The organism is Limnohabitans sp. INBF003 (assembly GCF_055396645.1).
Map to the genome: position 1 here is coordinate 2,042,073 of NZ_AP029222.1, position 26,459 is coordinate 2,068,531.

The 26,459-nt window shown below is 61.1% G+C and carries 21 protein-coding genes and 1 tRNA gene; 3 read left to right on the forward strand and 19 right to left on the reverse strand.

Features of this window, described 5'->3' with window-relative positions; all coding sequences use genetic code 11:
- Window position 1: 1 nt before the first annotated feature.
- The 16 genes from nuoH to ACZ5VE_RS09310 all read right to left on the reverse strand — a co-directional run bounded on the left by nuoH (window position 2) and on the right by ACZ5VE_RS09310 (window position 15,158).
- Window positions 2-1,084 (reverse strand): NADH-quinone oxidoreductase subunit NuoH, encoded by a 1,083-nt coding sequence (nuoH, locus tag ACZ5VE_RS09235; protein WP_464454895.1) that lies wholly within the window; start codon window positions 1,082-1,084, stop codon window positions 2-4.
- Window positions 1,081-3,189, reverse strand: coding sequence for an NADH-quinone oxidoreductase subunit NuoG (gene nuoG / locus ACZ5VE_RS09240; RefSeq protein ID WP_464454896.1), 2,109 nt, complete (start codon window positions 3,187-3,189; stop codon window positions 1,081-1,083). The genes nuoH and nuoG overlap by 4 nt, the downstream gene beginning before the upstream one ends.
- A complete protein-coding gene (nuoF, locus tag ACZ5VE_RS09245) occupies window positions 3,182-4,582 on the reverse strand; it encodes an NADH-quinone oxidoreductase subunit NuoF (RefSeq protein WP_464454897.1) in 1,401 nt (466 codons plus the stop codon). Before nuoF ends, nuoG begins: the two co-directional genes overlap by 8 nt.
- Window positions 4,582-5,070 (reverse strand): NADH-quinone oxidoreductase subunit NuoE, encoded by a 489-nt coding sequence (gene nuoE, locus ACZ5VE_RS09250; RefSeq protein WP_464454898.1) that lies wholly within the window; start codon window positions 5,068-5,070, stop codon window positions 4,582-4,584. The genes nuoF and nuoE overlap by 1 nt, the downstream gene beginning before the upstream one ends.
- Window positions 5,067-6,320 (reverse strand): NADH-quinone oxidoreductase subunit D, encoded by a 1,254-nt coding sequence (locus ACZ5VE_RS09255; protein WP_464454899.1) that lies wholly within the window; start codon window positions 6,318-6,320, stop codon window positions 5,067-5,069. The genes nuoE and ACZ5VE_RS09255 overlap by 4 nt, the downstream gene beginning before the upstream one ends.
- 1 nt (window position 6,321) lies before the next feature.
- On the reverse strand, window positions 6,322-6,930 hold the full coding sequence (locus ACZ5VE_RS09260; protein WP_464454900.1) for an NADH-quinone oxidoreductase subunit C: 609 nt from the start codon (window positions 6,928-6,930) through the stop codon (window positions 6,322-6,324).
- Between the two features lie 13 nt (window positions 6,931-6,943).
- Window positions 6,944-7,423 (reverse strand): NuoB/complex I 20 kDa subunit family protein, encoded by a 480-nt coding sequence (locus ACZ5VE_RS09265; protein WP_019428571.1) that lies wholly within the window; start codon window positions 7,421-7,423, stop codon window positions 6,944-6,946.
- A 43-nt stretch (window positions 7,424-7,466) separates the two neighbouring features.
- On the reverse strand, window positions 7,467-7,826 hold the full coding sequence (locus tag ACZ5VE_RS09270; RefSeq protein ID WP_464454901.1) for an NADH-quinone oxidoreductase subunit A: 360 nt from the start codon (window positions 7,824-7,826) through the stop codon (window positions 7,467-7,469).
- A gap of 65 nt (window positions 7,827-7,891) precedes the next feature.
- Window positions 7,892-7,976 (reverse strand) — tRNA-Leu (locus ACZ5VE_RS09275).
- A 143-nt stretch (window positions 7,977-8,119) separates the two neighbouring features.
- Window positions 8,120-8,506 (reverse strand): preprotein translocase subunit SecG, encoded by a 387-nt coding sequence (gene secG / locus ACZ5VE_RS09280; protein ID WP_464454902.1) that lies wholly within the window; start codon window positions 8,504-8,506, stop codon window positions 8,120-8,122.
- 38 nt (window positions 8,507-8,544) lie between these two features.
- Complete coding sequence (gene tpiA / locus ACZ5VE_RS09285) at window positions 8,545-9,291, reverse strand: triose-phosphate isomerase (RefSeq protein WP_464454903.1); 747 nt, start codon at window positions 9,289-9,291, stop codon at window positions 8,545-8,547.
- A 5-nt stretch (window positions 9,292-9,296) separates the two neighbouring features.
- Window positions 9,297-10,307, reverse strand: coding sequence for an NAD(P)H-quinone oxidoreductase (locus ACZ5VE_RS09290; protein WP_464454904.1), 1,011 nt, complete (start codon window positions 10,305-10,307; stop codon window positions 9,297-9,299).
- A gap of 51 nt (window positions 10,308-10,358) precedes the next feature.
- The gene (gene pnp / locus ACZ5VE_RS09295) at window positions 10,359-12,464 is read right to left on the reverse strand and encodes a polyribonucleotide nucleotidyltransferase (RefSeq protein ID WP_464454905.1); all 2,106 of its coding nucleotides are present in this window, start codon (window positions 12,462-12,464) and stop codon (window positions 10,359-10,361) included.
- Between the two features lie 209 nt (window positions 12,465-12,673).
- Entirely contained in the window at window positions 12,674-12,940 is a 267-nt protein-coding gene (gene rpsO / locus ACZ5VE_RS09300; RefSeq protein WP_019428565.1) for a 30S ribosomal protein S15, read from the reverse strand.
- Window positions 12,941-13,164: 224 nt separating this feature from the next.
- The gene (locus tag ACZ5VE_RS09305) at window positions 13,165-13,947 is read right to left on the reverse strand and encodes a DUF4344 domain-containing metallopeptidase (protein ID WP_464454906.1); all 783 of its coding nucleotides are present in this window, start codon (window positions 13,945-13,947) and stop codon (window positions 13,165-13,167) included.
- Between the two features lie 20 nt (window positions 13,948-13,967).
- Complete coding sequence (locus ACZ5VE_RS09310; RefSeq protein ID WP_464454907.1) at window positions 13,968-15,158, reverse strand: pyridoxal phosphate-dependent aminotransferase; 1,191 nt, start codon at window positions 15,156-15,158, stop codon at window positions 13,968-13,970.
- Between the two features lie 101 nt (window positions 15,159-15,259).
- Between ACZ5VE_RS09310 and ACZ5VE_RS09315 the strand changes: the two genes are divergently transcribed.
- Window positions 15,260-15,541, forward strand: a complete 282-nt coding sequence (locus ACZ5VE_RS09315) for a hypothetical protein (RefSeq protein ID WP_464454908.1) — start codon at window positions 15,260-15,262, stop codon at window positions 15,539-15,541.
- 91 nt (window positions 15,542-15,632) lie between these two features.
- On the opposite strand, the gene recD is transcribed toward ACZ5VE_RS09315, so the two are convergent.
- From recD to recC, 3 genes are read right to left on the reverse strand one after another with little or no spacing between them, the layout of a single operon-like run.
- A complete protein-coding gene (gene recD / locus ACZ5VE_RS09320; protein WP_464454909.1) occupies window positions 15,633-17,750 on the reverse strand; it encodes an exodeoxyribonuclease V subunit alpha in 2,118 nt (705 codons plus the stop codon).
- Window positions 17,747-21,418: an exodeoxyribonuclease V subunit beta gene (gene recB / locus ACZ5VE_RS09325; RefSeq protein WP_464454910.1), complete on the reverse strand. Its 3,672-nt coding sequence runs from the start codon at window positions 21,416-21,418 to the stop codon at window positions 17,747-17,749. The genes recD and recB overlap by 4 nt, the downstream gene beginning before the upstream one ends.
- On the reverse strand, window positions 21,415-24,984 hold the full coding sequence (gene recC, locus ACZ5VE_RS09330; RefSeq protein WP_464454911.1) for an exodeoxyribonuclease V subunit gamma: 3,570 nt from the start codon (window positions 24,982-24,984) through the stop codon (window positions 21,415-21,417). Before recC ends, recB begins: the two co-directional genes overlap by 4 nt.
- Window positions 24,985-25,342: 358 nt before the next feature.
- On the opposite strand from recC, the gene ACZ5VE_RS09335 reads away from it, so the two are divergent.
- Together ACZ5VE_RS09335 and ACZ5VE_RS09340 are read left to right on the forward strand one after the other, a co-directional pair.
- Window positions 25,343-25,747: a 5-fold beta-flower protein gene (locus ACZ5VE_RS09335; RefSeq protein WP_464454912.1), complete on the forward strand. Its 405-nt coding sequence runs from the start codon at window positions 25,343-25,345 to the stop codon at window positions 25,745-25,747.
- A gap of 65 nt (window positions 25,748-25,812) precedes the next feature.
- Window positions 25,813-26,448, forward strand: coding sequence for a flavin reductase family protein (locus tag ACZ5VE_RS09340; protein WP_464454913.1), 636 nt, complete (start codon window positions 25,813-25,815; stop codon window positions 26,446-26,448).
- Window positions 26,449-26,459 lie beyond the last annotated feature (11 nt).

A 26,459-nucleotide genomic window follows, 5' to 3' on the forward strand; every position in this document is an offset into this window, starting at 1 on the left:
CTTATTTCCAGATGTTCCAGGGTGAGAACAGCCAAGCGCCCACCACCAGCAGCCACACCAAGGTGACCGGAATGAAAATCTTCCAGCCCAGACGCATGATCTGGTCATAACGGAAGCGCGGGAAGGTGGCACGGATCCAGATGAACATGGACACGACCAGGAAAGTTTTCAGGCCCAGCCAGATCCAGCCCGGAATCATGTTGAACAAGGCGCTGTCGATCGGGGACAACCAACCGCCCAGGAACATGATGACGGCCAGGATGGACACCAACCACATGCTGGCGTATTCGGCCAGGAAAAAGATGGCAAAGCCCATGCCCGAGTATTCGACCATGTGGCCGGCCACGATTTCGGCTTCGCCTTCGACCACGTCAAACGGGTGACGGTTGGTTTCGGCCACGCCAGAGATCAGGTAGACGACAAAGATCGGCAGCAGAGGCAACCAGTTCCAGGACAAGAAACCCAGACCCATGTGGGCCATCTGGCCCTTGCCTTGTGACAAAACGATTTCGGTCAGGTTCATGCTGCCCGACACCATCAAGACCACCAAGAAGCAAAAGCCCATGGCGATTTCGTAGCTCACCATCTGGGCCGATGCACGCAGCGCACCCAAGAAGGCATATTTGGAGTTGGACGCCCAACCCGCAATGATCACGCCGTACACCTCGATCGAGGTGATGGCCATCACCAGCATCAGGCCGGCATTGATGTTGGTGAGCGCCACTTCAGGGCCGAAAGGAATCGCCACCCAAGCTGCCAAGGCGGGCATGATGGCCATGATTGGACCCAAGCGGAACAAGCCGAGGCTGGCTGCAGATGGGTTGATCAATTCCTTGGTCAACAACTTGAGCGCATCGGCAATCGGTTGCAGCAGACCCATGGGGCCCACGCGGTTGGGACCGTGGCGCACTTGCATGAAGCCCAGCAGCTTGCGCTCCCAGAGCGTCAGATAAGCCACAGCACCCATCAGCGGCGCGAGGATGGCGACGATCTTGAGCAGGATCCACAACACAGGCCAGACCAAAGTGGCCCACCATGTGGCAGCAACCAGGTTCAGGCCGCCGTTGTACAGAGCGTCAATCATGGGGCCACCTCCTGGCGTGCGTCTGCGGTCAACTGCAAAGACGGTGCGCGGCGCACGATGCCATCCAGTTGGTAAATGGCGGCGACCGCAGGCGTACCCGCTGCTGCAGCCACATTGATCGCAGCGCGTGTGGCGTTGGATGCCGTCAGCGGCTTGGCTGTGGCACGGACCAACACCTCTTGCGAAGTCTCAAAAGCCACGCCCGGAATCTCGAGCAAATTGGCCAAGACGCGCAACACTTTCCAGGCGGGACGGGTTTCAGCCAAAGGCTTGACCACCGCATGGAAGCTTTGCAGACGGCCTTCGGCATTGACGAAGCTGCCCGATGTTTCGGTGAACGGTGCGGTCGGCAACAACACGTCGCTGAAAGCCATATTGGCTTTGAATGGACTGAGCGTGACAACCATCTCGGCCTGGCCCAAGGTCTGCGCAGCGGCAGCACCTGCGGCGCTGTCGAACTCAGGTTCAGTGTTCAGCAAGATCGCGGCTTTCAGGCCACCGGCCAGCATCTGACCTGCATGCTTGCCACCGGTCTGAGGCTGTGCGCCGACCCACTGAGCCCCCACGGTGTTGGCCGCTTCGGTCAGGTAACCCACGCTGGCACCGGTTTGCTCGCCGATCCAGTTGGCCAGGGCCAACAAGGACGAAGCGTTGGCGTGGTGCGCTGCGGCATTGCCCAGCAACACGGCTTTGCGCTCACCGCCCAACAAGGACTTGGCGATGGCTTGAGCCTGCGTTGTTGCATTACCAGCAGCAGGTGCTGCAACGCCCTTCTCTGCTGCAATCGCGGCGGCCACATCGGCCAGGGTTTGAGCCCAAGCCGAAGCATCGGCCAGCACCGCTTGTGCCACGGGCATGGCCCAGGCGTCGGCGTGGCTGAAAGCCGCTGGCGATGTGATGACGTTGAGCTGAGCGCCATGGCGCACGGCGTGGCGCACGCGCAGGGCAAACAGCGGATGGTCTTTGCGCAGGTTAGAGCCCACGACCAGCACGCGTTGCAATGTGCTCAGCGATGCGATGGACGCGCCCAGTGTGCGGATACCTTCGGCAGCGCCAAACTCGGCGTTGCGCAAGCGGTGGTCAATGTTGTCAGAACCCAGGCCGCGCACCAAAGCGCCTGCCAGATACAACTCTTCGACGGTGCTGTGCGGGCTGACCAATGCGCCGATGCTGTTGGCACCGTGGTCGCGCTGGATGTTGCGCAAGCCATTGGCCACGTATTCAAGCGCGGTCTGCCAGTCGACTTCTTTCCACTCGCCGCCCTGCTTGAGCATGGGTTGGGTCAAACGGTCAGAGCCGTTCAAGGCTTCGTAAGAGAAACGGTCGCGGTCGGCAATCCAGCACTCGTTGACGTCTTCGTTCTCGAGTGGGACGACGCGCATGACCTGGTTGTTCTTAACCTGCACGATCAGGTTGGCACCCGATGAATCGTGTGCGGCGACCGACTTGCGGCGCGACAATTCCCAAGTGCGGGCGTGGTAGCGGAAAGGCTTGCTGGTCAAGGCGCCCACAGGGCAGATGTCGATCATGTTGCCCGACAACTCGGAGTCGATGGTCTGACCCAGGAAGGTTTCAATCTCGGCATGCTCACCACGGTGAGACATGCCCAGCTCCATGGCGCCAGCCACTTCTTGGCCAAAGCGCACGCAGCGTGTGCAGTGGATGCAGCGGCTCATCTCTTCCATCGAGATCAGCGGGCCAACTTCCTTGTGGAACACGACGCGTTTTTCTTCTTCGTAACGCGATTGTGTGCCGCCGTAACCGACGGCCAAGTCTTGCAACTGGCACTCACCGCCTTGGTCGCAGATGGGGCAATCGAGTGGGTGGTTGATCAGCAAAAACTCCATGACCGACTTCTGAGCGGCAATCGCCCGGTCGCTCTTGGTGCGCACGATCATGCCTTGCGTCACGGGCGTGGCGCAGGCGGGCATGGGCTTGGGGGCCTTTTCGACCTCGACCAGGCACATGCGGCAGTTGGCCGCGATGGAGAGTTTCTTGTGGTAGCAGAAATGCGGGATGTAGGTGCCGGCTTTTTCAGCGGCATGCATCACCATGCTGCCTTCGACAACTTCCACTTTCTGACCGTCGAGTTCTATTTCAACCATGGGTCTTCACCGTTGACACATCGGCACCGACCATGCAGGTCTTGTGTTCGATGTGGTGTACAAATTCGTGACGGAAATGCTTGAGCATGCCGCGCACCGGCATGGCCGCTGCGTCGCCCAAGGCGCAAATCGTGCGGCCCATGATGTTGCCGGCCACGCTGTCGAGCATGTCGATGTCGCTGGCACGGCCCTGGCCGTTTTCAATGCGGTCCACCATGCGCCAGAGCCAGCCTGTGCCTTCGCGGCAAGGGGTGCACTGACCGCAGGATTCGTGCGAGTAGAAATATGACAGTCGGGCCAAGGCCTTGACCATGCAGCGCGTCTCGTCCATGACGATCACGGCGCCCGAACCCAACATCGAACCGCCCTCTTTGGCGATGCTGTCGTAGTCCATGGTCAGTGTCATCATCAAATCGGCAGGAACGACCGGCGAAGACGAACCGCCAGGGATCACGGCCTTGAGCTTGCGGCCACCGCGCACGCCACCGGCGAGTTCGAGCAGCTTGGCAAACGGTGTGCCCATGGGCACTTCGTAGTTGCCGGGGCGCTCCACATCACCGCTGACCGAGAAGATCTTGGTGCCGCCGTTGTTGGGCTTGCCACATTCCAGATACGCCTGACCACCGTTGCGGATGATCCAGGGCACGGCCGCGAAGGTTTCGGTGTTGTTGATCGTGGTGGGCTTGCCGTACAGGCCAAAGCTGGCCGGGAATGGCGGCTTGAAACGTGGCTGGCCTTTTTTGCCTTCCAGCGATTCGAGCAGCGCGGTTTCTTCACCGCAGATGTAAGCGCCAAAACCGTGCGATGCGTGCAGCTGGAAGCTGAACGACGAACCCATGATGTTGTTGCCCAGATAACCTGCTGCACGGGCTTCTTCCAGAGCCGCTTCAAAGCGCTCGTAGGTGTGGAAGATTTCGCCGTGGATGTAGTTGTAGCCCACGCTGATGCCCATGGCATAAGCGGCGATGATCATGCCTTCGATCACCGTGTGGGGGTTGTACTCCATGATGTCGCGGTCTTTGCACGTGCCCGGCTCGCCTTCGTCCGAGTTGCAGACCAAATACTTTTGACCGGGGAACTGGCGGGGCATGAAGCTCCACTTCAGACCCGTGGGGAAGCCCGCACCGCCGCGACCGCGCAGGCCGGATTCCTTGACGGTTGCGATCACCTGGTCTTGGGTCATGCCCGCCACGCCAGTTTCGGCGTTCGGCGCACTGCCATCTTTGCCCAAGATTTTGCGCAAAGCGGCATAACCACCGCGCGCTTCGTAGTCTTTGATACCCCAGTTCTGACCGTTCAGACCGGCATAGATTTGCGGGTTGATGTGACGGTCATGGAAGCAGGTTTCCACGCCCGTGGCCTGGAATTGGCTCAGGATTTGTTCGACTTTCATCAGGCGGCCTCGGCTTTCTTCAGGCTGTCGACGAGCTGGTCGAGCTTTTCGTGGCTCATGAAGCTGCACATGTGGCGGTCATTCACCAGCAGCACGGGCGCATCGGCGCAAGCACCTTGGCATTCGCTGGGCTGCAAAGTGAACAGGCCATCGGCCGTGGTTTCACCGGCGTGCACGCCCAGTTTGCGCTCCAGATGTGCCAGCGCCTGGGCACCGCCACGCAACTGGCAAGGCAAGTTGGTGCAGACGTTCAGCTTGAACTTGCCCACCGGCTTCTGGTTGTACATGTTGTAGAAGGTGGTGACTTCGTGCACGGCCATCACGGGCATACCCAACACCTCGGCCACGACTTGCTCACTGTCGGGGCTGACCCAGCCGAGTTCTTGCTGCACGATCGACAGACAGGCCATGACGGCCGACTGCTTTTGATCCGCAGGGAACTTGGCGACTTCACGCGCAAAGCGTGCTTTGGTTGACTCAGAGATCATCGGTCAATCTCTCCAAAAACGATGTCCATGGTCCCGATGATCGCGACCGCATCGGCCAGCATGTGGCCACGGGCCATTTCATCGAGGGTGGCCAGATGGGCAAAGCCCGGGGCACGAATTTTCAGGCGGTACGGCTTGTTGGCACCGTCGCTCACCATGTAGATGCCGAACTCACCCTTGGGGTGTTCGACAGCGGCATAAGCCTCGCCTTCGGGCACATGAAAACCTTCGGTGAAGAGCTTGAAATGGTGGATCAAGTCTTCCATGTTGGATTTCATGCCTTCACGGGCAGGCGGTGCCACCTTGTGGTTGTCGGTGATGACCGGACCAGGGTTGGCGCGCAACCAGGCCACGCACTGCTGGATGATGCGGTTCGATTCGCGCATCTCAGCCATGCGAACGAGGTAACGGTCGTAGCTGTCGCCCGTCTTGCCCACGGGCACGTCGAATTCGACTTTGTCATACGCGTCGTAAGGCTGCTTCTTGCGCAAGTCCCAGGCGAAGCCGGAGCCACGCAGCATGGGGCCGGTCATGCCCAGGTTCAAGGCACGCTCGGGTGGCACCACACCGATGCCCACGGTGCGTTGCTTCCAGATGCGGTTGTCGGTCAACAGGGTTTCGTACTCGTCCACGCATTTGGGGAAGCGCTGCGTGAAGTCGTCAATGAAGTCCAGTAAGGAACCATTGCGGTTGCTGTTGAGCTGCTCGATGGCCTTGGCGTTTTTGATCTTGCTGACCTTGTACTGCGGCATGCTGTCGGGCAGATCGCGGTACACACCACCGGGACGGAAGTAGGCTGCGTGCATGCGGGCGCCGGACACGGCTTCGTACATGTCGAACAGGTCTTCACGTTCACGGAAGGTGTAGATCAAGATGGTAGAGCTGCCGCAATCGTTGCCGTGCGAGCCGAGCCACATGAGGTGGTTCAAGATGCGGGTGATTTCCGAGAACATCACGCGGATGTACTGGGCGCGCATGGGCACTTCCAGACCCAGCATCTTTTCGATGGCCAGGCAGTAAGCGTGCTCATTGCACATCATCGACACGTAATCCAGGCGGTCCATGTAAGGCAGCGACTGGATGTAGGTTTTGCTTTCGGCCAGCTTTTCAGTGGCACGGTGCAACAGGCCAATGTGCGGATCGGCGCGTTGCACCACTTCGCCGTCCAACTCGAGCACCAGACGCAGCACACCGTGCGCGGCCGGGTGCTGGGGTCCAAAGTTCAGCGTGTAATTCTTGATTTCGGCCATATCAGTTCAGGCCTCCATAGTTGTCTTCGCGAATGATTCGCGGCGTGATTTCGCGTGGCTCAATGCTCACGGGTTCATAAATCACGCGCTTGCGCTCGGCGTCGTAACGCATTTCAACGTGACCCGACAGCGGGAAGTCTTTGCGGAACGGGTGCCCAATGAAACCGTAATCGGTCAGGATGCGGCGCAGGTCGTTGTGGCCTTCGAACACGATGCCATACAGGTCAAACGCTTCGCGTTCGTACCAGTTGGCCGAGTTCCAAAGCTCATTGACCGAAGCCACCAAAGGAAGATCATCGTCAGGGCACAGCACTTTGACACGCACGCGCTGGTTCAGGCTGACCGACAACAAGTGCACCGTGACGCCAAAACGGGGGCCGTCGGTGCCGACGTCGCGGTAAGTGGAATAGTCCACACCAGCCAAGTCGATCAATTGTTCAAATTGGCAACCAGCAGCATCGCGCAGGATCTGCATCACGCCAAGGTATTGGACTGCACTGACATGCGCTGTCACTTCACCCAAGGCGATGGTGATGCTGCTCACGCGGTCACCCAAAGCCGCAGCCAGGGTGTCTTGCAGGTCTTCGGGGCGAATGGCGAAATCGGTCATCGTCTTCTTTCCCTCAAGCACGCGCAATGGTGTGGGTGCGGCGGATTTTTTGCTGCAACTGGATGATGCCGTAGATCAGCGCTTCGGCTGTCGGCGGGCAACCCGGCACATACACATCGACCGGCACAATGCGGTCGCAACCGCGCACCACGGAATAGCTGTAGTGGTAATACCCACCGCCATTGGCGCATGAGCCCATCGAGATCACCCAACGCGGCTCAGACATCTGGTCGTAAACCTTGCGCAAAGCAGGTGCCATCTTGTTGCACAAGGTACCGGCCACGATCATCAGATCGGCTTGACGGGGGCTGGCACGGAAGACCTCGGCACCGAAACGGGCCAAGTCATAACGGGCTGTCGCCGAGTGCATCATCTCAACCGCGCAGCAAGCCAGACCAAAGGTCATGGGCCAGAGCGAGCCGGTTTTGGCCCAATTCACCACCGAGTCGTAACTCGTGGTGATGAAGCCTTCTTTCATCACGCCTTCAATCATTTTGAGTCCTTAAGCAGGCTGAATGCTGTTGTGTGTACCACGATCATTCCCAGTCCAGGGCGCCTTTTTTCCACTCGTAGACAAAGCCCACGACCAGAATGGCCAGGAAAATCACCACGGCAACAAAGCCCGCCACACCCACCTCCTTGAGCGCTACAGCCCAAGGGAACAGGAAAGCGATTTCCAGATCGAACAAGATGAACAAGATGGCCACCAGGTAGTAGCGCACATCGAACTTCATGCGAGCGTCTTCGAATGCTTCGAAGCCGCATTCATAGGGGGAATTTTTTTCCGCGTCAGGTTTGTTGGGGCCGAGGATATAGCCCAAAACCTGGGGAATGATGCCGACAGAAATGCCGACCAAAATGAACAAGAGAATGGGGAGGTATTGTTCGAGGTTCATCTTGAGACTGACGGTATCACCGAATGAATAGCCCAGGCCTTGCAACCTGGGCTTTTCTGTTTGTCTGGTGCCGTCGGCGAGACTCGAACTCGCACAGCTTTCGCCACTACCCCCTCAAGATAGCGTGTCTACCAATTTCACCACGACGGCAGGATACTTTTGCCCAGGTTGCATGAGGCGCATCAAACGATGCATTTAGCTCTCCGGACAATCCCGTAGTTTACTCTGAAAACCCTGCCATTTCCTTTCAGAAAACGGGAAATTTGTGCAGAGCAGCAAAGCTGAATGTCAGCTTACTTGACAGGTGCCGGAGGCACGCTGTTGTCAGGCTTGGCTGTGGGGGCATTGCCCGGAATTTGCGCTGCAGTGCTGCTGTCCGCAGGCGCTGCGGGTGCAGTCACGGCAACACCTTCCAGAACGCTGCCTGTGGGCGCCGCTGGACGGACATTGCTGAAATAAGCCAACAACAAAGTGCACACAAAAAACACCGCAGCCAAAACGGCCGTGGTGCGCGACAGGAAGTTGGCACCACCGGTGGCACCAAACAGGCTGCCCGAGCCGCCACTGCCAAAGGCCGCGCCCATGTCAGCACCTTTGCCGTGCTGGATCAGGATCAAACCGATCATGGCCAAAGCCGACAACATCTGCACCACCAAAATCAAAGTCAACACCATGCTCATCTGTATCTCCAAAAATCAATAAAAAGTGAGCCAAAGAATCAGCGCGAAGCTGTCTTCAACATGGACAAAAAGTCAGGCGCTTTCAGCGCTGCGCCACCGATCAGGCCGCCATCCACATCGGGCAGGGCCAACAATTCGGCAGCGTTGGCGGCATTCATGCTGCCGCCGTACAAAATCGACACGCGATCCGCATGTGCCGTGGCCGCTTGCAACTGTGCCCGCAAAACCGCATGCACGTGTTGCGCTTGCTCTGGAGTGGCCGTCAATCCAGTGCCAATGGCCCAAACCGGCTCGTACGCCACCACGATTTCACTGATGCAATGACCATTGGCATGGATTACCGCAGCCAACTGGCGCTTGACCACCGACTCGGTCTGACCCGCTTCGCGCTCTGCCAGGCTTTCGCCAACGCAGACGATCGGGGTGATGCCCGCAGCCAATGCGCGTTGCACCTTGGTGGCCACCAGCAGATCCGATTCGGCATGGTACTGACGGCGCTCCGAGTGACCCACGATGCAGTAACGCACCGCAAAATCACGCAGCATATCGACGGACACCTCACCTGTGTAGGCACCCACGTCATGAGCCGACACATCTTGCGCACCCACATCGATGGACGAGCCCGCCAGCAAGCTTTGCAGTTGCGCCAGATAAACCGAAGGCACACAGACAGCCGTGCGGCACTTGACAGTGGCCATGCCCGCCAAAATATCGGCGACCAAAGACGCATTGGCAGCCAAGCTGCCATTCATCTTCCAGTTGCCGACCATCAACTTGGCTAACATCGTGGTCACCAGGTCATCACCAATTTGCCCACATGCTGGTTGGTCTCCATCAGGGCATGGGCTTGCGCCGCACCCGAGGGCAAACCACCACCCGCCTCCACCGCGCCAAACACGCTGTGGATAACCGGCTTGATGCGGCCAGACTCGATCCAGGGCCAAACCGTTTTGAGCAACGATTGGGCAATGGCCGCTTTGAAAGCCACCGGACGTGGCCGCAGCGTGGAGCCGGTTATCGTCAAACGGCGGCGCAACACCATACCGGCATTGAACTCGCTCTTGACACCACCTTGCACCGCGATGATGACCAAGCGGCCATCTTCGGCCAAGGCCTCGACTTCACGCGCCACATAGTCGCCCGCAACCATGTCCAAAATCACATTCACACCCACGCCGCCCGTGAGGCGCTTGGCCTCGGCCACGAAGTCGGTGGTTTTGTAGTTGATGGCGTGGTCTGCACCCAATGCCAGGCAAGCCTGGCATTTGTCGTCCGAGCCAGCCGTCGCAATCACGGTCGCGCCTGCAGCCTTGGCCATCTGGATGGCCGTGACGCCGATGCCGCTGGTGCCACCCTGAATCAACAAGGTCTCACCCGCTTGCAAACGCCCACGGTCAAACACATTGCTCCAGACCGTGAAGAAGGTCTCGGGCAGCGTCGCAGCCTCGGTGTCGGTCAGGCCTTTGGGCACTGGCAAACATTGGGCCACAGGGGCTACGCACAACTGCGCGTAACCACCACCGGCCACCAAGGCGCACACACGGTCACCCACGGCCAAGCCGGCTTCGGCCATGGCTGCTGCATCACCCGACACCACCACACCGGCCACTTCGAGGCCCGGAATGTCCGAGGCACCCGGTGGCACGGGGTAATTGCCCGTGCGTTGCAGCACGTCGGGGCGGTTGATGCCACTGGCTGACACGCGAATCAGCAACTCCCCTGCCCCGGCCACTGGGTCGGGACGGGAGCCAGGCACCAACACCTCGGGGGCGCCGTAGCTTTGGATTTCAATGACGTTCATGGTGAATCCACGTGACTTCGGGTGATCGCTGACCACCCGAAGCAGCGCTGTTTAGCCCTGGGCTGGACGGTCCAACAAAGCCTTCATCGACAGCTTGATGCGGCCTTTTTCGTCGGTTTCCATGACCTTGACTTTGACGATCTGGCCTTCGCTCAGGTAGTCGGTCACTTTTTCGACGCGCTCGTGGGCGATCTGGCTGATGTGCAGCAGACCATCCTTGCCGGGCAGCAGGTTGATCAGAGCACCGAAGTCCAGAATCTTGGTGACCGGGCCTTCGTAGACCTTGCCGATTTCGACTTCAGCCGTGATCTGCTCGATGCGTTTTTTGGCTATTTCGGCCTTGTCACCGTCGGTGGCAGCGATCGTGATCGTGCCGTCTTCGGAGATATTGATCTGGCAACCAGTTTCTTCGGTCAAGGCACGGATGGTGGCGCCGCCTTTGCCGATCACGTCACGGATTTTCTCGGGGTTGATCTTCATGGTGAAAAGCTTGGGCGCGAAATCAGACACTTCGGTGTTGGCTTCGCTCATCGCTTCTTGCATCTTGCCCAGAATGTGCATGCGGGCTTCTTTGGCTTGGGCCAAAGCGACTTGCATGATTTCTTTGGTGATGCCCTGGATCTTGATGTCCATCTGCAAAGCGGTGATGCCGTTGGTGGTACCGGCCACTTTGAAGTCCATGTCACCCAGGTGGTCTTCGTCACCCAGGATGTCGGTCAACACCGCAAAGCGGTTGTCTTCCTTGATCAGGCCCATGGCGATACCGGCCACGTGGGCTTTCATCGGCACACCAGCGTCCATCATCGACAGGCAGCCGCCGCAGACCGAAGCCATGGACGAGGAACCGTTCGATTCGGTGATTTCAGACACCACACGCAGGGTGTAAGGGAACTCTTCTTTGCTTGGCAACACAGCGGCCAAAGCACGCTTGGCCAGACGGCCGTGGCCGATTTCGCGGCGCTTGGTGCTGCCCATGCGGCCCACTTCGCCTGTGGCAAAGGGAGGCATGTTGTAGTGGAACATGAAGCGGTCTTCAAACTCACCAGCCAAAGCATCGATGCGCTGTGCATCGCGCTCGGTGCCCAAAGTGGTGATGACCAAAGCCTGGGTTTCGCCACGTGTGAACAGGGCAGAGCCGTGTGTGCGGGGCAGCACGCTGTTGCGGATTTCGATGGGGCGCACAGTGCGTGTGTCGCGGCCGTCGATGCGGGGCTCACCGGCCAGGATCTGGCTGCGCACGATGCGCGCTTCGATCTCGAACATCAAGCCGTCGAGCTTGACGCTGTCGAATGCAACACCTTCTTCAGCCAAAGCCACTTTGACCGAAGCGTAGGCTTCGCGGCAAGCGTGTGTACGGGCTTGCTTGTTGCGGATCTGGTAAGCAGCACGCAGCTTTTCTTCAGCCAAAGAAGCCAGCTTGGCTTCGAATGCCAAATCGCGGGCAGGCGCTTGCCAATCCCACACCGGCTTGCCAGCTTCGCGCACCAACTCGTGGATCGCATTGATGGCAATGGCCGATTGCTCGTGGCCATACACCACACCGCCCAACATGATTTCTTCGGACAGTTGCTGGGCTTCGGATTCGACCATCAACACAGCGGCTTCGGTACCGGCCACCACCAAATCCATCACGCTGTCTTTGCGCTGGGTCTGGCCAGGGTTCAGGACGTATTCGCCATTGATGTAGCCCACGCGTGCGGCACCGATGGGGCCGTTGAACGGGATGCCCGAGATGGACAAAGCGGCAGACACGGCGATCATCGCGGCGATGTCGGCGTCAACTTCAGGGTTCAAGGACACGGTGTGGATGACCACGTGCACGTCGTTGTAGAAACCTTCAGGGAACAGAGGACGGATCGGACGGTCGATCAGGCGGCTGGTCAGGGTTTCGTGTTCGCTGGGCTTGGCTTCACGCTTGAAGAAGCTGCCGGGGATCTTGCCTGCGGCGTAAGTCTTCTCGATGTAATCGACTGTAAGCGGGAAAAAGTCTTGACCGGCTTTGGCGATCTTGGAACCCACGACGGTGGCCAGCACCACGGTGCCTTCCATGTCGAGCAGCACAGCGCCGCCGGCTTGGCGAGCGACTTCGCCGGTTTCCATCTTGACCGTGTGCTGGCCCCACTGGAATGTTTTGGTGACTTTATTGAAAATAGACATGTTCAGAACTCCTGAAAACAAAAGCGCATGAGGCTGCACTGTGGGCCCGGAAGATGACTTTCTGAACTCGATGCCATTCCACAAAACCTTGACTTAAAAGCCTTGTGGAATGACACAGCGCGGGTTCGTAAGGACAAATTCCGACTAAAAAAAGAATAAAGCGCCTGAGCTAGTGAACTAACTCAGGCGCTTTTCATCTGGAGAGACGATTACTTACGCAGGCCAAGCTTGGCGATCAGCGCAACGTAACGGTCAGCATCACGGGACTTGAGGTAGTCCAACAGTTTGCGGCGACGGCTCACCATGCGCAGCAAACCGCGACGACCGTGATGGTCTTTGGCGTGTGTTTTGAAGTGAGGTGTCAGCTCGTTGATACGGGCTGTAAGCAAAGCCACTTGGACTTCTGGGGACCCAGTGTCGTTGGCTGCACGTGCGTTGGCCTTGACGACCTCTGCCTTGATTGAAGATGCAATCATGGTATTTCCTTGTTGTTTCGCTGGTGTTCAGTGACGAATTTCAGCGGGTTAATGACTTGCGCCAACTGCCGGAAAAGCGGATGGCGTGCGCTTTGCAAATCGCAAAACAGGCGGATTATAGCCCGAAAGCGGACGCAATCCGCAACTAGACGTTGGAACTTTCGAATGAGAACAGTGTGTGTACTCGAACAATCGAGGCGTCATTTTTAATTAATTTTTTGCAGTCATCGAGTCACGCTTCGCAACAAATCACGGACGGAACGTTCTAGTTGGGCATACTCGTCTGCACAGCGACTTGCCCGCTGGTTCGAAACACGAGCAGCGTGCATTGCCCAAACGAATCGAGCAGGGGCTTTTCCGTAGGCTGCACAGGCGAGATTGACCGCTCGTTGCGGGTTCAACCCGTGCTCATCCGACAAATGACGCTGGCTAAAAAATCCAGGAATTAACGATGTCGGTTTGCCAAAAAAGAACATTCCTCCAGCGATACCACTGTCAGCCAGCGCGGGCTCCTGAAGAATCAAGTAAGTAGAGATCATGTCCGCAGCATCTTCATTACGCCCAAGAACCGGCAGCCTCTCGATATCAATGATTGCGTGCCCGAGTTCATGAAACACAATAAAAACCAATGCCCCTGCAACAGTGTTATTTAAAGTTTCTCGATCGAGCCGTGCACCGCGCTCTCGAACTATCCGACTCACAAGATCTGGGATCAGTTCAAGACACAAAACAATCGCTTGTTTATCCGGTCGATAGAACGCATTGGACGCACCACATTCACCAAGTCCAATTTTCAGAGGTTTACTCAACGTGAACTGACGTGAAAGTTGATTGGTCAACCCCTCAAGCAGCTGATTACGCTGCCAATCCTGCTGCAATTGCTTTAACTCAACACTCCGAATTTGGGAAATTGGTTGATAAGACGCTGAAAAGCTTTGAGCAACAGCAGAGCCAGTCAGAATAAGTAAAAAAGAGAAGCGTATTAAAAATGACATCTTGAGTTGCATCCTAAATCAATATCTTTAGGCTATTTCGCCAGCCAAGCAGTCAATCTATCTACTCCCTGCGAGAGCCGCGACAGGTCTTTGGACGCGAAGCACCAGCGCAGCCAACCTGCTGCTTCGGGCGCAAAGGCTTCACCGGGAGCCAGACCCAAGCCCGCTTCGGCCACCAGCCGCTTGGCGGTTGCCACCGAATCGGGGTGCCCTTCGAGCCTGAAAAATGCGTACATGCCCCCTTTGGCCGGGGCCAATTGGACACCGGGCACGGCCTGCAGCAAAGGCACCAGGGTGTCGCGGCAGGCTTTCAGGTGCGCCACCACCCGGGGCGTGATGTCGGCGGTGTTTTGCAAGGCCACCACCCCGGCGCGTTGGGTAAAAACCGAAGCACACGAGGTGTTGAACTCGATCAGTTTGCCCATGTGGGGCGTCATGGCAGCGGGCATCACCAGCCAGCCCAGGCGCCAGCCGGTCATCAAAAAGCTCTTGGAAAAGCTGTGCACCACGACCAAGCGGTCGTCCGGCTCGGCCACATCCAGAAATGAAGGCGCGCAGCCATTGGCCGTGTCGGTTTCATAATACAAACGCTCGTACACCTCGTCAGCCAGCACCCAGGTGCCGGTGCTGCGGCAATGCGCCAGGATCTCGGCCTGCTCGGCACGGCTGAGCGTCCAGCCCGTCGGGTTGTTGGGCGAATTGACAATCAACATGCGCGTGGCGGGCGTGATCGCGGCTTTGAGCGCGGCCATGTCCAGCTGCCACTGGCCATTGACCGGGCGCAGTGACAGGCATTTCAAATTCGCGCCCATGACCAGCGCCTGAGCGGTCAGGTTGGGCCACACGGGTGTCACGGCGACCACTTCGTCGCCTGCATTGATCAGCGCTTGCGCGGCCAGCATCAGGGCATTCACGCCGCCCGAGGTGATGGCCAGCCGGTCCACGCCTATCGCTTGGGTTTGGCCATGCAAAGCCGACATGTAGTCGGACACCGCTTGGCGCAGCTCGGGCAGGCCCAGGTTGTGCGAGTAAAAGGTTTCGCCTTTTTGCATGGAATCGATGGCCGCCTGGCGCACGATGTCGGGCGTGACCTCGTCGGATTCGCCAAACCAGAAAGCCAGCACATCGGGCCGGCCCATGCCCGCGTTGGCAACTTCGCGGATGCGGGACTCTTCCAGGTCCATGACGGCCTGGCGCATGAAAGGAGCAGTATTGGATTTCATGCCGCCATCCTAACGGCTGACCTGAGCTGCAGGTGTCACCCCTTGCACAAGCGCTGCGCCTGCCTATGATGAACGGCACAACAACAGACAGGGAGACCGCCATGACATCACGGTATTTAAGGTCAACGCTCGCCAGCGTGGGATTGGGGCTTTGCTTGCTGGCCATGCCGCCCGCCAGCGCAGCAGCAGACAACTTCACAGCTGTTACCGCCGCAGACAAGCCCGAAAAATCTGCAAAGCCAAAAAAACCGAAACAAGCCAAAGCGCCCAAGCCGCAGGTCAACCCCAGCACGGGTGAAAGCAAGGCCGAGCGCGACAAACGCCTTTTGCGCGAATGCCGGGGCAAGGCGAATGCGGGGGCTTGCGAGGGCTACGCCAATTGATGCACCGCTTTGCAGGCGCCAGTCTGCTGGCGATGGGGCGCTTGCGGTCTGCAAGCCATCGCTTGCAGGCAAGCTCCTACAAAGAAGTTATTTATTCAGCCCACCACTGCGCCAGGCCACTGGCCCGCACGCTGGGCTTGGCGATGGCCGCTTCGAGCAAGCCCTCTTCAGCCTCGACCAAGGTGAACTGCTTGCGCGCCCGGGTGATGCCCGTGTAGGCCAGCTCGCGGCTCAGGACTTCGGCACCGCCCGGTGGCAGCACCAACGCGGTGTGCTCGAACTCCGAGCCCTGGCTCTTGTGCACCGTCATCACAAACGCCGTCTCGACCTGCGCCAGACGCATCACGCTGACGGAACGCAAGGCCTCACCATCCAGGAACCAGACCTTGAGCTTGCCCTCGGTGTTGGGCAACACCACGCCCACGTCGCCGTTGAACACGCCCAGCTGCGCGTCGTTGCGCGTGACCATGACCGGGCGCCCGGCAAACCATTCGCCTGTGACTTTGAGCAGGCCCTTGTCGGCCAAGGCTTTTTGCACGGCGGCGTTGAGCCCTTGGGTTCCCCAGTCGCCTTGGTGCACCGCACACAGAATGCGAAAGCGCTCAAAAGCCTTGAGCACGCTGGACACCCAAGCGCTGTGGGGTTCAGCGTCCTGGACTGCGGGGCCGGTTTGCATGAGGCGCAGGTAATCGGCGTAAGACGGCTTGCCTGATGCGCCAAGCGCCAGGTCGCAGACGGCCTGGGGGCTTGAGGGTTGGAGCGCGAGCACGGCGCTGGGTTCGTTGGGGCTGGCGTCTTCGGCGGGCATTCGCGAGCGAGGGCTCGCTCCCACAGAAGTCAGGAGGGTTGCGCGGGCGGCAACGGCGTCACCCCGGTTCACGGTCAAGGCCAATTGGCCGATGGCGCCATCAAAGCGGCGGCTTTTGCGCAGCATCACGGTTTGTTGGGCGAGCACGGGTGTAGCGCCCGTAGACAGGTATGGCGCGGGCAAGGTCTGCCCTGCCACGGTCTGCACAAACTGCGCGGTATCCGCGCTGTAGCGGCCTGCTGCGGCGTCGCGACACAAATCGCCCAGCACCGCCCCGGCTTCGACCGAGGCCAGCTGGTCCTTGTCGCCCAGCAGCACCAGCCGTGCCGTGGGCGGGAGCGCCTGCAGCAGCGCGTCCATCATTTCAAGGTGCACCATCGAGGCTTCGTCCACGATCAGCACATCCACATCGAGCGGGTTGGCCGCGTGGTGGCGGAACTGGCGTGTGTCGGGCCGCGCACCCAAAAGCGAATGCAGCGTGCGCGCCGGGCCCATGCGGGTGATCAGTGCGTTCAAGTCCAGGTCGCCGCCTTCGGGCACCTGCTTTTGCAGGCCGGTCAGTGCGTTGTCGATGGATTGCTTGAGCCGCGCCGCCGCCTTGCCCGTGGGTGCCGCCAGCGCCACGCGCAGCGGGTTTTCGCCTTCGTGCAGCGCCAGCAACAAGGCCAGCAAGCGTGCAGCGGTGTAGGTCTTGCCCGTGCCCGGTCCGCCCGTGATGACCGACAAGCGCGCACGCAGCGCCACGGCACAGGCCACTTTTTGCCAGTTGGTGTCGGCAAGTGCCTCAGCGTTGGGCACAAAGAAGCGGTCCAGCCAGCGGCGAGCTGCCGCAGCGGGCACAGCCAGCGGTTCGCTGGCCCGCTGCAGCAAGCCCTTGCCCACGCGCTGTTCGTAGCCCGCATAGCGGCGCAGGTACAAAAGCGGCGCATCCGCAGTGCCGCCCAGCACCAGCGGCTGACCTTGATCGGGTGCATCGCTCAGACGCCAACATGCACTGGAGGTGTTGCCTTGCAAAGCGGCTTGCCAGTCGGCCAGCGTGGCGGGCAAGTGCGCCCAAAGCGCTCGCAAACCTTGCGGCCCGTCCACTGCCACGGCGGGCCAGCCCAGCAGCGCCACAGTGGGGTCGCACAGGTCGGCCAAGGGCAGGCAAGTGTGGCCACGCCCCTCCATTTGCGCGAGCAGCGCTGCGGCCACCAACAGCGCGGGGCTGGCTTGGCCATCGAGCCTCAGCAGCTGTGCCGCGAGGGCGCTGTCGATGTGGCGCAACAGGCCTTGCTCGGTCCACAACTTCAGCCATTGCAGCGTTTGCGCGGCACTCAGGCCTTGGGCTGGCAGGTCGTTGAGCCAATCCATTTGGGCGCTAGAAACAGACAACATGCGCGAGGGCTTTTTGAAACTCATGCTTTCACCTCGGCATTGAGCATGGCGTCCAAACCGTCAAGCAATTCGATCGGCGCAGGCAAGGTGCAGCAACCGCCCGCTGGTCCGTCGATGCCGCGCAAAAACAGGTACACCGCACCGCCGAGTTGCTGCACAGGATCGTAGGCACTGCCCAGGCGGGCGCGCAGCAGACGGTGCAGCGCCAGCATGTAGAGCGCGGCCTGCACCTCGTAGCGGTGATGGACCATGGCAGCATCGAGCGCCTGCGAGGTGTAGGCCGCGTCATCTGCACCCAAGTGGTTGGATTTGTAGTCGAGCACCCAGTAGCGGCCCTCGTGCTCGAACACCAGATCGGCAAAGCCCATCAGCATGCCGTGCAGCTGCGCGTCGGGCAGTTGTGGGCGGCTCACGCCGGGCAGCAGATGGTGCTGGCACAGGGCATCCACCTCACGGGCGTGCAGCCGCTCGGCAGGCAGCCAGAACTCCATCTCGGGCAGCAAGTTGCCCAGCGCGTTCAGCGGCGCACCGGGTCCGCGCAGGGGCTGCGCCACCACACGGGTGAGCCACTGCACCACGTCGCCCGCCTGGGCGGTGTAGCCTGCGTTGTCGCAGCGCTTTTTCAGGCGCTCGGCCTTGGGTGCGTCGAGCACGAAACCATCGGCGGCCAGCCATTCAAGCTGGTCGTGCAAAAAGTTGCCTGCGCTCGGGCCTTTGGCAAAGCCATGCCAGGGGGCCAACGAGCCCATGGGGGTAGTGGTTGCGGACAGCGCCTGCACGTCTTCGGGCGGCTCATCGTCAGCCGGACGCGGCGTGGCCATGTGCATGCTCATTTGTGCAAGAGGCTGCGAAGACAGGTCACGCGTCAGGCGCGAGAAGCTCGCGATGGTCCACGACTTGTCGATGCGGGCGGTGCAACTCAGCGCTTCGCGCAGCTCGGTGGTGTGGGCGGGCCGCAGCCAAACAGTGAGTGGCACGTCGTCGCTTGCAAGTACGAGCTGCACCGACAAGCGCTGCTCTTTCGCATTTTTTTCAAGCGCTTGCAACTTGGGCAACCAGCCCGCTTCGTCCATGGCTTCACCGCCGCCCAACAAATGGCCCGCTGCGCTGTCGTGGTTCACACAGCTTTTGCCCGAGCCCCGCGTGACCGGGCTCCAGCCCACCCACAGCGCATGGCGCGCACGCGTGAGCGCCACATACCAAAGACGCAAGTCTTCGCGCAGGCGGTCACGGTCGGCCAGCTTCGTGTCGTCTTTGTCAAAGCCCAGCGTCCAGTGGCGCTCGCCCTCGCCTTCATCCCGTTGCAGCACCGGGGTTTTGTGCGCTTCCATCATGCGGTGGCTGTGCGCAAAGGGCAGGCACACCACCGGGTATTCCAAGCCCTTGCTGGCGTGGATGGTGATGACCTTGACCAGGTCTTCGTCGCTCTCCAGCCGCACGGTCTGGTCTTCACTGTCGCCTGCACTGCCCGACTTCACCTCGTCGATCTGCTGGGCCAGCCAGCGGATCAGGGCCTGCTCGCCATCGAGCTGGCTGCTGGCGGTTTGCAGCAGTTCGGCCAGGTGCAGCACATTGGTTAGGCGGCGTTCGCCGTCGCTCTGGCCACGCCAGCGCCCGGCCAGTTGCAAGACATGCAGCGACTGGCGCAGCATGGCCAACACGCCCTGACCCTCCCATACCGAATGCAAATCACGCATTTGCTCGGCACGTTGGTCCAGCAACTCATCTTGTGTGGCCAGCTCGTACAACTCGGCCAGCGACAGGCCCACTGTGCGCGTGCCCAAAGCAGCACGCACGCGGCGCATGTTTTGGGGCTCGGCCACGCCACGCAGCCACAGGCACAGGTCCTGCGCTTCGTCGCTGGCAAACACCGAGTCGCGGTCCGACAAGTAGACCGAGGCCACGCCCCGCACACGCAAGGCGTCACGCACGGCAGAGGCCTCTTTGCCTGTGCGCACCAGCACGGCGATGTCTTTGGGTTGCAGCGGCTTGTCGCCCTTTTGTGGATCAACAAAACGGGCCTGCGAATCGCTCAACCAGGCCACGATCTGCTCGGCGCACAGGGCCGACAGGTGCGTTTGCGCATCACGCTGGCTGCGTAAGGTGGCGTCGTGCACCAGGGTCATGGCGCTCACAGGGCCACTGCTGAGCTGCAGCACTTCGCTGCGGCCCTTGGCCTCTACGGGCTTGAAAGGCAACGGGTCATCGCCCTCCTGGCGGTAACCAAAAGCATCGTCTGAAATTTCAAACCAGCGGTTGACCACACCGACCACCGCCTGAGTCGACCGGTAATTGGTGTCCAGCACATGGTGGCGGCCTGCGGTGGCACGGCGTGCGGCCAGGTAGCTGTGGATGTCGGCCCCACGAAAGCCGTAGATCGATTGCTTGGGATCGCCGATCAGCAGCAGCGCAGTGCCAGGGTCGTTCGTGACCGTGCGGTAGATGCGGTCAAAAATGCGGAACTGCAGCGGCGAGGTATCCTGGAACTCGTCGATCATCGCCACCGGGAATTGATCGCGCAGACGCTGCGCCAGGCGCTCACCCGCTTCGGGGTCGGCCAGCGCCACATCCAGGCGCTGCAGCATGTCGGCAAAACCAAACAGGCCGCTGCGGCGCTTGAGATCGGCCATGCGCTGCAGCACATGGGTGCGGGCGTGCAGGCGGGCGGCCTGAGCGGGTTCGGGCAAGGCGTCCAATCCTTCCAGCAGTTGCGCGTAAGCCTGGCTCTCAGGAGGCAAATCCACCACATCGCCGTCTTTGCGGCACGCCAGAAGACCTTCAGGCGTGAAGCGGTTCCAACCACTGCCCATGGCCTCTTTCAAAGCACTGAAATCCCCATTGTTTTGAGCCCAGGCTTTGAGTGCATTCAGCCAGTTTTCAGAACGCCCCAGCTGGAGCAGCCGTCCATTCCAGCCGTGTTTTTTCGGAACCAGTTGGTCTTTGACCCATTTCAACAAGTTGTCGGCTTTATCGTCCCAGCCCTGCTTAAGCGCCGAAAGCTGCGCATCGCGCTCGGCCAGCGCCGCGCTGAAGACCTGCGCCAGCGTGCCGGGCGCGGCGTCTGCCAGAGGCACCGCCATCAGGGCGCGCATGTCTTTTTCGAGCGCGGGCACATCGTGCCAGACGCTCTGCACCTGCGCCACCAGCGGTGTGGCCATGGGGTAGAGCTGCTGACGCCAATAATCCTGCACAGCTTCGAGGCGCAACGCGGCTTCGTCGCCCACCAGGTTTTCTTCAAACAGGCTGCCACTGTCAAAAGCGTGCTCGCGCAGCATGCGCTGGCACCAGGCGTCGATGGTGTAAACGGCCGCGTCGTCCATGGCCTGTGCGGCCAGCGCCAGCCGATACGCCGCTTGTTCGCGGGGCTCGCCTTCGTCGTATTCGCTCTTGAGTTGCTGCAGGAAGGCGTCGTCGGTTTCGGCGATGCCCCGAAACACCTGCGCCGCCTCGGTCAGGCGGGCACGGATGCGGTCTGACAGCTCGCGGGTGGCGGCGCGGGTGAAGGTCATCACCAGCACGTCTTGCGGCAGCATGGGGCGCACGGGTGCAGTGCCTTCGCTGCCATGGCCCAACACCAGGCGCACATAGAGCGCGGCAATCGTCCAGGTCTTGCCCGTGCCTGCGCTCGCCTCGATCAGGTGGCTGCCGCGCAGCGGAAAACTGTGGGCATTCAGGGCGTGTGCGGTGCTCATGCCTCATCTCCTTCATCATCTGCGGAGGCATCGGGCAAGGTCTCGACTTGCGCCTGCGCCGCCCAAGCTTTGAGCGGCGCATACACCGCCTGGGCCAACCGATCAAGAGCGCCAGTGGCAAGCAAATCTTCCAGCGTGGGGTAAGTGCGGGCCAGGGCCGGGTCTTTGTCTTTTTCTGCACTTTTGAAGTCGCTGCCCTCGTAGGCATCGGCCAGCGCGTTGAGGTTCTTTGGGTCCTTGAGCCACTGCATGGCCACGCCGGGCGGCAATGGCAGCGGCCAGCGCATGCCCTCGGCCCAGGTTTCCAGCAGCACCTGCAACTGGGCGCGGGCGGCGTCAGGGTCTTGCTCTGGCACCCGCACCACAGCGTTGCGGCCCAGCACCACACAGCGCAGCGGCTGGTCCATGGCGGCAGCGGCCAGCGACTGAAGCCAGATGTCGATCAGTTTTTCAGGCAGTGCCGTCGCCTTGCCCGCTTTAGAAATGCTGACCAGCTTGTTGGCACGCAAGCTCAAGAGGAGTTGCCCGCCCTCGCCCGTGAGCACGCCGCCCAGGGCATCCTGCAGGCCGACCTGCGGGTGCGCTTGGTCGACCAGCACGCGCTCGGCGGCATCGGGGTAGGCCTCGCGCTCGCGCAGCGCAGCAGCCAGCTGGGTCTGCAGGATGTGGGTGAGCTTTTGCGCTTCGAGCGTGCCCACACCCGCCAGCGGCAAGGCCCCGGCCTGGCGCAGATGCTGCACCACGCGCGCGGCATGGGCAGGCAATTCGTCTGCACTCAGCTGCGCAGGCACATGCTGCAGTTCGTGGTCGAGCAACTGGTACAGATCCAGCCCGCCCAGACCAAACAGCTCTTCATCGTGCAATTCGCTGCGCTCGTCTTCCAAGTGCACCTGCAGCCGCTCGCGGAAGAACGCACCCACGGGTTTGCGCAAGAAGCGCGCGAGTTGGGCGAGCGAAATGACGGGCGTGCCCTGGGCCGACTCCAGGGGCGGCAACAAGCCAAGGCCCTCTGGACCCGCTGAACCTGTGGGAGCGAGCCCCTGCTCGCGAATGTATGCAGGGGCCATTGAAGTCGGGGATTCGGCCGCAGGGGCAGCCTCCCACTGAAGCCCGAACTGTGAAGATCGCTCTATTTGCGCTGCCCGCCACTCCTTGGCATAGGTCTGCAAACCACTGCCCGCTTCAAAGTAAGCTCGGCTGAAGGGTTGCAGCGGGTGCACGGTGGTCAAGTTCTTGGCGGTGTCTTTGCCCCAAAGCAGGTCGATCTCGTCGCGCAGCTGCGACACCAGCACCGAGGGTGGTTGCTCGCTGTTGTCGCGCACGCTGCGGCCGCTCCAGCTCACGTACAGCACCTGCCGGGCCGACAGCAGGGCTTCGAGCATGAGCTGGCGGTCATCGTCGCGGCGCGAGCGGTCGCCGGGGCGCGTCATGCCCGGCAGGCCCATCAGATCGAAGTCGGCACGCGGGCTGCGGCGTGGGTAATCGCCGTCGTTCATGCCCAGCAGGCACACCGCCTTGAAGGGGATCGCCCGCATCGGCATCAGCGTGCAAAACGTCACACCGCCCGCGCGAAAGCGCTGCTCCAGCCGAGGTGCCTTCAAGGCTTCGAGCCAAGCAGATCGGGCCACGGCCAGCGGCACGGCCTCGGCAAAGCCCGCTTCGTCGCAGGCACGGACCCAGTCGCTCAGCGCCTGGTCGAGCGCCGCCAACGCGTTGCGGTCGTTGTCGTCACGCGGCTTGAACAGGGCCGCCAGCAAGGCACGGCAACGCTCGGCCCACTGTGCGGGCGTGGCGCTTTGTGTGCAGGTTTGCCACCAGTCAATCAGGGCCTGCAGCAGGTGCGCGAGCGACCCTGCCAGCTCGGCGTCGAGCCCGCCCACCTCTGCATAAGGCGACACGCCCGATGCAACGCCATCTGCATCAACAGGGTCAGCCCCGCAGGCGTAGCCCATGAGCATGCGCTGCACACCAAACAGCGCCGAGTTGTCGTCGCCACACACGCCCAGCCCCAAGCCCGCACGGTGGTCGGCCGACAGGCCCCAGCGGATACCCGAGCCTGCCATCCAGCGCGTGAGCGTGGGCAGGTGTTCGTCTTTCAAACCAAAGCGGGCTGCGAGCGCGGGCACTTCGAGCAGCTCGACCAGCTCGCTCATGCGGCTGCGCTGCTGCGGCAGGGCCAGCAGCCATTCGACCGCGTGGATCAGCGGGCTGATGGCCTGCGCGCCCAGATCGGCAATGTCATACGGGATGAAGCGTGCATCGCTGCGCTTGTATTGGCCAAACACAGCGCGGATCGCCGGGGCCATAAGCTCGATGTCGGGCACCATGACCACCACGTCGCGCGGCGATAACGGCTCGCCGGGTGGCGTGTGGAACCATTGCAGCAGCTGGTCGTGCAGCAGTTCGAGTTCGCGCACCGGGCTGTGCGCCACGCTGAACGTGACCGAAGCGTCACCCTTTCGAAAAGGCTGGACTGGAGTCCCGCCGCTCGACGGCTCCAGGTCGCGGATGCGCCGCTGCAGCTGCGCCAGCAAGCGGGTGCCGTCTTCACCAGGCACATCGTCAAAAAAATCCAGCCGATTCAGCTGCGTGAGCGTCAATGCCGCCTGCACATCGTCAAAGGCGTCGAGCTGGCGGATGAAGTCGCGCCCCTGTCGCCCCCAGGCAGCCAGCAGCGTGGGCGCATGCGTGTGCATTTGCGCCAACTTCACGTCAGAAAGTGCTTTCCCTTGGCTGGGCTTGCCTCGGACATGCAGTCGCTTGAACAATTCGCGCCCGTCGATGATGTCGCCCCAGTGGTACTGGCAAGGATTGGGCACGGCCAGCAGCACCTGGCTGTGTGCGGACAGCGCCGCCAGCATCTCCAGCAGCTGCCCGGGCATGTGGCTCATGCCGAACACCGACACGCGCCGCGCCACGGGGCTCGCCAACGGCTGGCCCGACTGCAGGTGCGCCAGCGCCCGTGCATGCAGCGCCGGGCGGGTGGCTTGGCGTTGGGTGTCGTCGAGCGTGGCAAGCACGCGCCGCCAGAGTTCGGCCTGCCACAGCTGGTCTTCGCCCAGCTCATCTTGCCCAGCGGCCCAGTCCTGCAACCAATCGGGGCGGTAAATCTGGTACTGGTCAAACAGGTCGGCCAGACGGCTGGCCAGTTGCAGCAGGCGGTCAGGTTCCGGACCTGCCTCTGAATTCCCGCGCAAAAAACCCGCTACGGGTTTGAAGACAGGGTCTTGCAAGCAGCCGGGCAACAAGGCCATCAGCCGCCAGGTCATGGGCAATTTGTCGAGCGGCGAATCGGGCGGCACGTTGTGCGTGCCGAGCACCTGCCGGTAGGTGCGCCACAAAAAGCGCGAGGGCAGCTCCACCCGCGTGGCTGCGCATACGCCGCCTTGGCGGGCGAGTTCGATCTTGATCCACTCGGCCATGCCGTTGCTCTGCACCAGCACGACTTCGCTCTCGAGCGGGTGCAGAGGGTGCGCACGCAGCCAACCCGTGAGGGTGTCGGCCAGCACCTCGGAGCGGTGGCTGTGCAGGGCGATGAAGCCCGGAGCGATCAAGGAGGTGGTCATGCGGTCAGCGGTCAGGGCATCCACCCTGAAAAACAAGGCGTCGAAAGAGCGTGCGAAGCAACAAGAATAGCCGCAAAACAAGGCCTCAAAGACTGAATCGAAGTGCTTGAACCGAACAAAGCAACTGCTGCTTTTTTAGGCACACGCCGCCAGCCCAGCAGGCATGCGCCCTGACAGGCTTGTTCAAGGACTTATCCACAGCTTTGGGCACGGGGTTTGGGGATACCCTGATGGGCCCTCACCGAGGGTCAACGAGACGGGGCCTTTCGCCACCCATCACCGTCATCGTCCACCTGAGCCACGGCACATGCAAAATGAGAGACGTCTCTGCTCTGATATCCACTGAACGAGAATCACCATGATGCAACTCCTCCACCGCTTCACCACCGCCCTGCTCCTTCTAATCCTGCTCCTCCCGGCCGCCTTTGCCCAACGCATGTACGACGGCAGCGGCAGCCCGATTGGCCGAGTGGACGGGGAGCGTTATTACAACGCCTCTGGCCAACCGATTGGCCGCGTGGACGGTGAGCGGGTCTATGACGGCTCCGGGCGGCCGCTGGGCCGCATTGATGGGGATCGGGTTTACAACGCTTCGGGCAGCCCGATCGGTCGCATCGATGGTGATCGCCTGTACAGCGCTTCGGGCTCGCCCATGGGCCGCATGGATGGCGAACGGCTCTACGATGGGTCCGGACGCCCGATTGGCCGCGCCGATGGCCTGCGGCGCATGCAGATGGTCGTTTTCTTCTACTTCTTCATGTGAGCCGCCCAGGGGGCTTTGTCATGCGCATGACTGGCGTGGCACCGGCCTCACTTTAAAGTGCAGCCATGATGCATTTCTACGAACCCCACCTGGGCCATGGCCTCAAGCACGACCCATTCAACGCCATCGTGGGGCCCCGCCCCATTGGTTGGGTGTCGAGCCGCAGCGCCAGCGGGGTGCTGAACCTTGCCCCGTACAGCTTTTTCAGCGCCTTCAACTATGTGCCACCCGTGATCGGTTTTTCGAGCATCGGGCGCAAGGATTCACTCAACAACATCGAGGCCACGGGCGAGTTTGTGTGGAACCTGGTCACGCGCGATCTGGCCGAGGTGATGAACCAGACTTGCGAGGCCGTGCCGCCCGAGGTGAGCGAGTTTGACCTGGCCGGGCTGACGCCCGAGGCATCACGGGTGGTGGGCGTGCCGCGTGTGGCGCAAAGCCCGGTGAGCTTTGAGTGCCGCTGCACGCAGATCCTGCAGTTGCAAGACCTGCAAGGCCAGAAGATCGAAACCTGGATGGTGTTTGGTCAGGTGGTGGGCGTTCACATTGACCAGCGTTTGCTCAAGGCAGGGGTGTACGACACGGCCAACGCAGGGCACATTTTGCGTGGCGGTGGCGCGGCGGATTACTTCAGCATCGGGCCGGAGCAGCTGTTCAAGATGTACCGCCCCGAGAGCGGCGCACGCGATTTGCCCAAATAAGCATTGGGGTC

Coding starts and splice junctions, on each gene's coding strand:
- ACZ5VE_RS09305 (WP_464454906.1), bottom strand. CDS start 13,947: ATGCAACTCAAGATGTCATTTTTAATACGCTTCTCTTTTTTACTTATT.
- nuoH (WP_464454895.1), bottom strand. CDS start 1,084: ATGATTGACGCTCTGTACAACGGCGGCCTGAACCTGGTTGCTGCCACA.
- ACZ5VE_RS09340 (WP_464454913.1), top strand. CDS start 25,813: ATGATGCATTTCTACGAACCCCACCTGGGCCATGGCCTCAAGCACGAC.
- nuoF (WP_464454897.1), bottom strand. CDS start 4,582: ATGAAAGTCGAACAAATCCTGAGCCAATTCCAGGCCACGGGCGTGGAA.
- tpiA (WP_464454903.1), bottom strand. CDS start 9,291: ATGTTAGCCAAGTTGATGGTCGGCAACTGGAAGATGAATGGCAGCTTG.
- ACZ5VE_RS09315 (WP_464454908.1), top strand. CDS start 15,260: ATGACATCACGGTATTTAAGGTCAACGCTCGCCAGCGTGGGATTGGGG.
- pnp (WP_464454905.1), bottom strand. CDS start 12,464: ATGTCTATTTTCAATAAAGTCACCAAAACATTCCAGTGGGGCCAGCAC.
- recD (WP_464454909.1), bottom strand. CDS start 17,750: ATGAGTTTCAAAAAGCCCTCGCGCATGTTGTCTGTTTCTAGCGCCCAA.
- rpsO (WP_019428565.1), bottom strand. CDS start 12,940: ATGATTGCATCTTCAATCAAGGCAGAGGTCGTCAAGGCCAACGCACGT.
- nuoE (WP_464454898.1), bottom strand. CDS start 5,070: ATGATCTCTGAGTCAACCAAAGCACGCTTTGCGCGTGAAGTCGCCAAG.
- nuoG (WP_464454896.1), bottom strand. CDS start 3,189: ATGGTTGAAATAGAACTCGACGGTCAGAAAGTGGAAGTTGTCGAAGGC.
- secG (WP_464454902.1), bottom strand. CDS start 8,506: ATGAGCATGGTGTTGACTTTGATTTTGGTGGTGCAGATGTTGTCGGCT.
- ACZ5VE_RS09255 (WP_464454899.1), bottom strand. CDS start 6,320: ATGGCCGAAATCAAGAATTACACGCTGAACTTTGGACCCCAGCACCCG.
- ACZ5VE_RS09270 (WP_464454901.1), bottom strand. CDS start 7,826: ATGAACCTCGAACAATACCTCCCCATTCTCTTGTTCATTTTGGTCGGC.
- ACZ5VE_RS09310 (WP_464454907.1), bottom strand. CDS start 15,158: ATGAAATCCAATACTGCTCCTTTCATGCGCCAGGCCGTCATGGACCTG.
- recB (WP_464454910.1), bottom strand. CDS start 21,418: ATGAGCACCGCACACGCCCTGAATGCCCACAGTTTTCCGCTGCGCGGC.
- recC (WP_464454911.1), bottom strand. CDS start 24,984: ATGACCACCTCCTTGATCGCTCCGGGCTTCATCGCCCTGCACAGCCAC.
- ACZ5VE_RS09290 (WP_464454904.1), bottom strand. CDS start 10,307: ATGAACGTCATTGAAATCCAAAGCTACGGCGCCCCCGAGGTGTTGGTG.
- ACZ5VE_RS09265 (WP_019428571.1), bottom strand. CDS start 7,423: ATGATTGAAGGCGTGATGAAAGAAGGCTTCATCACCACGAGTTACGAC.
- ACZ5VE_RS09335 (WP_464454912.1), top strand. CDS start 25,343: ATGATGCAACTCCTCCACCGCTTCACCACCGCCCTGCTCCTTCTAATC.
- ACZ5VE_RS09260 (WP_464454900.1), bottom strand. CDS start 6,930: ATGACCGATTTCGCCATTCGCCCCGAAGACCTGCAAGACACCCTGGCT.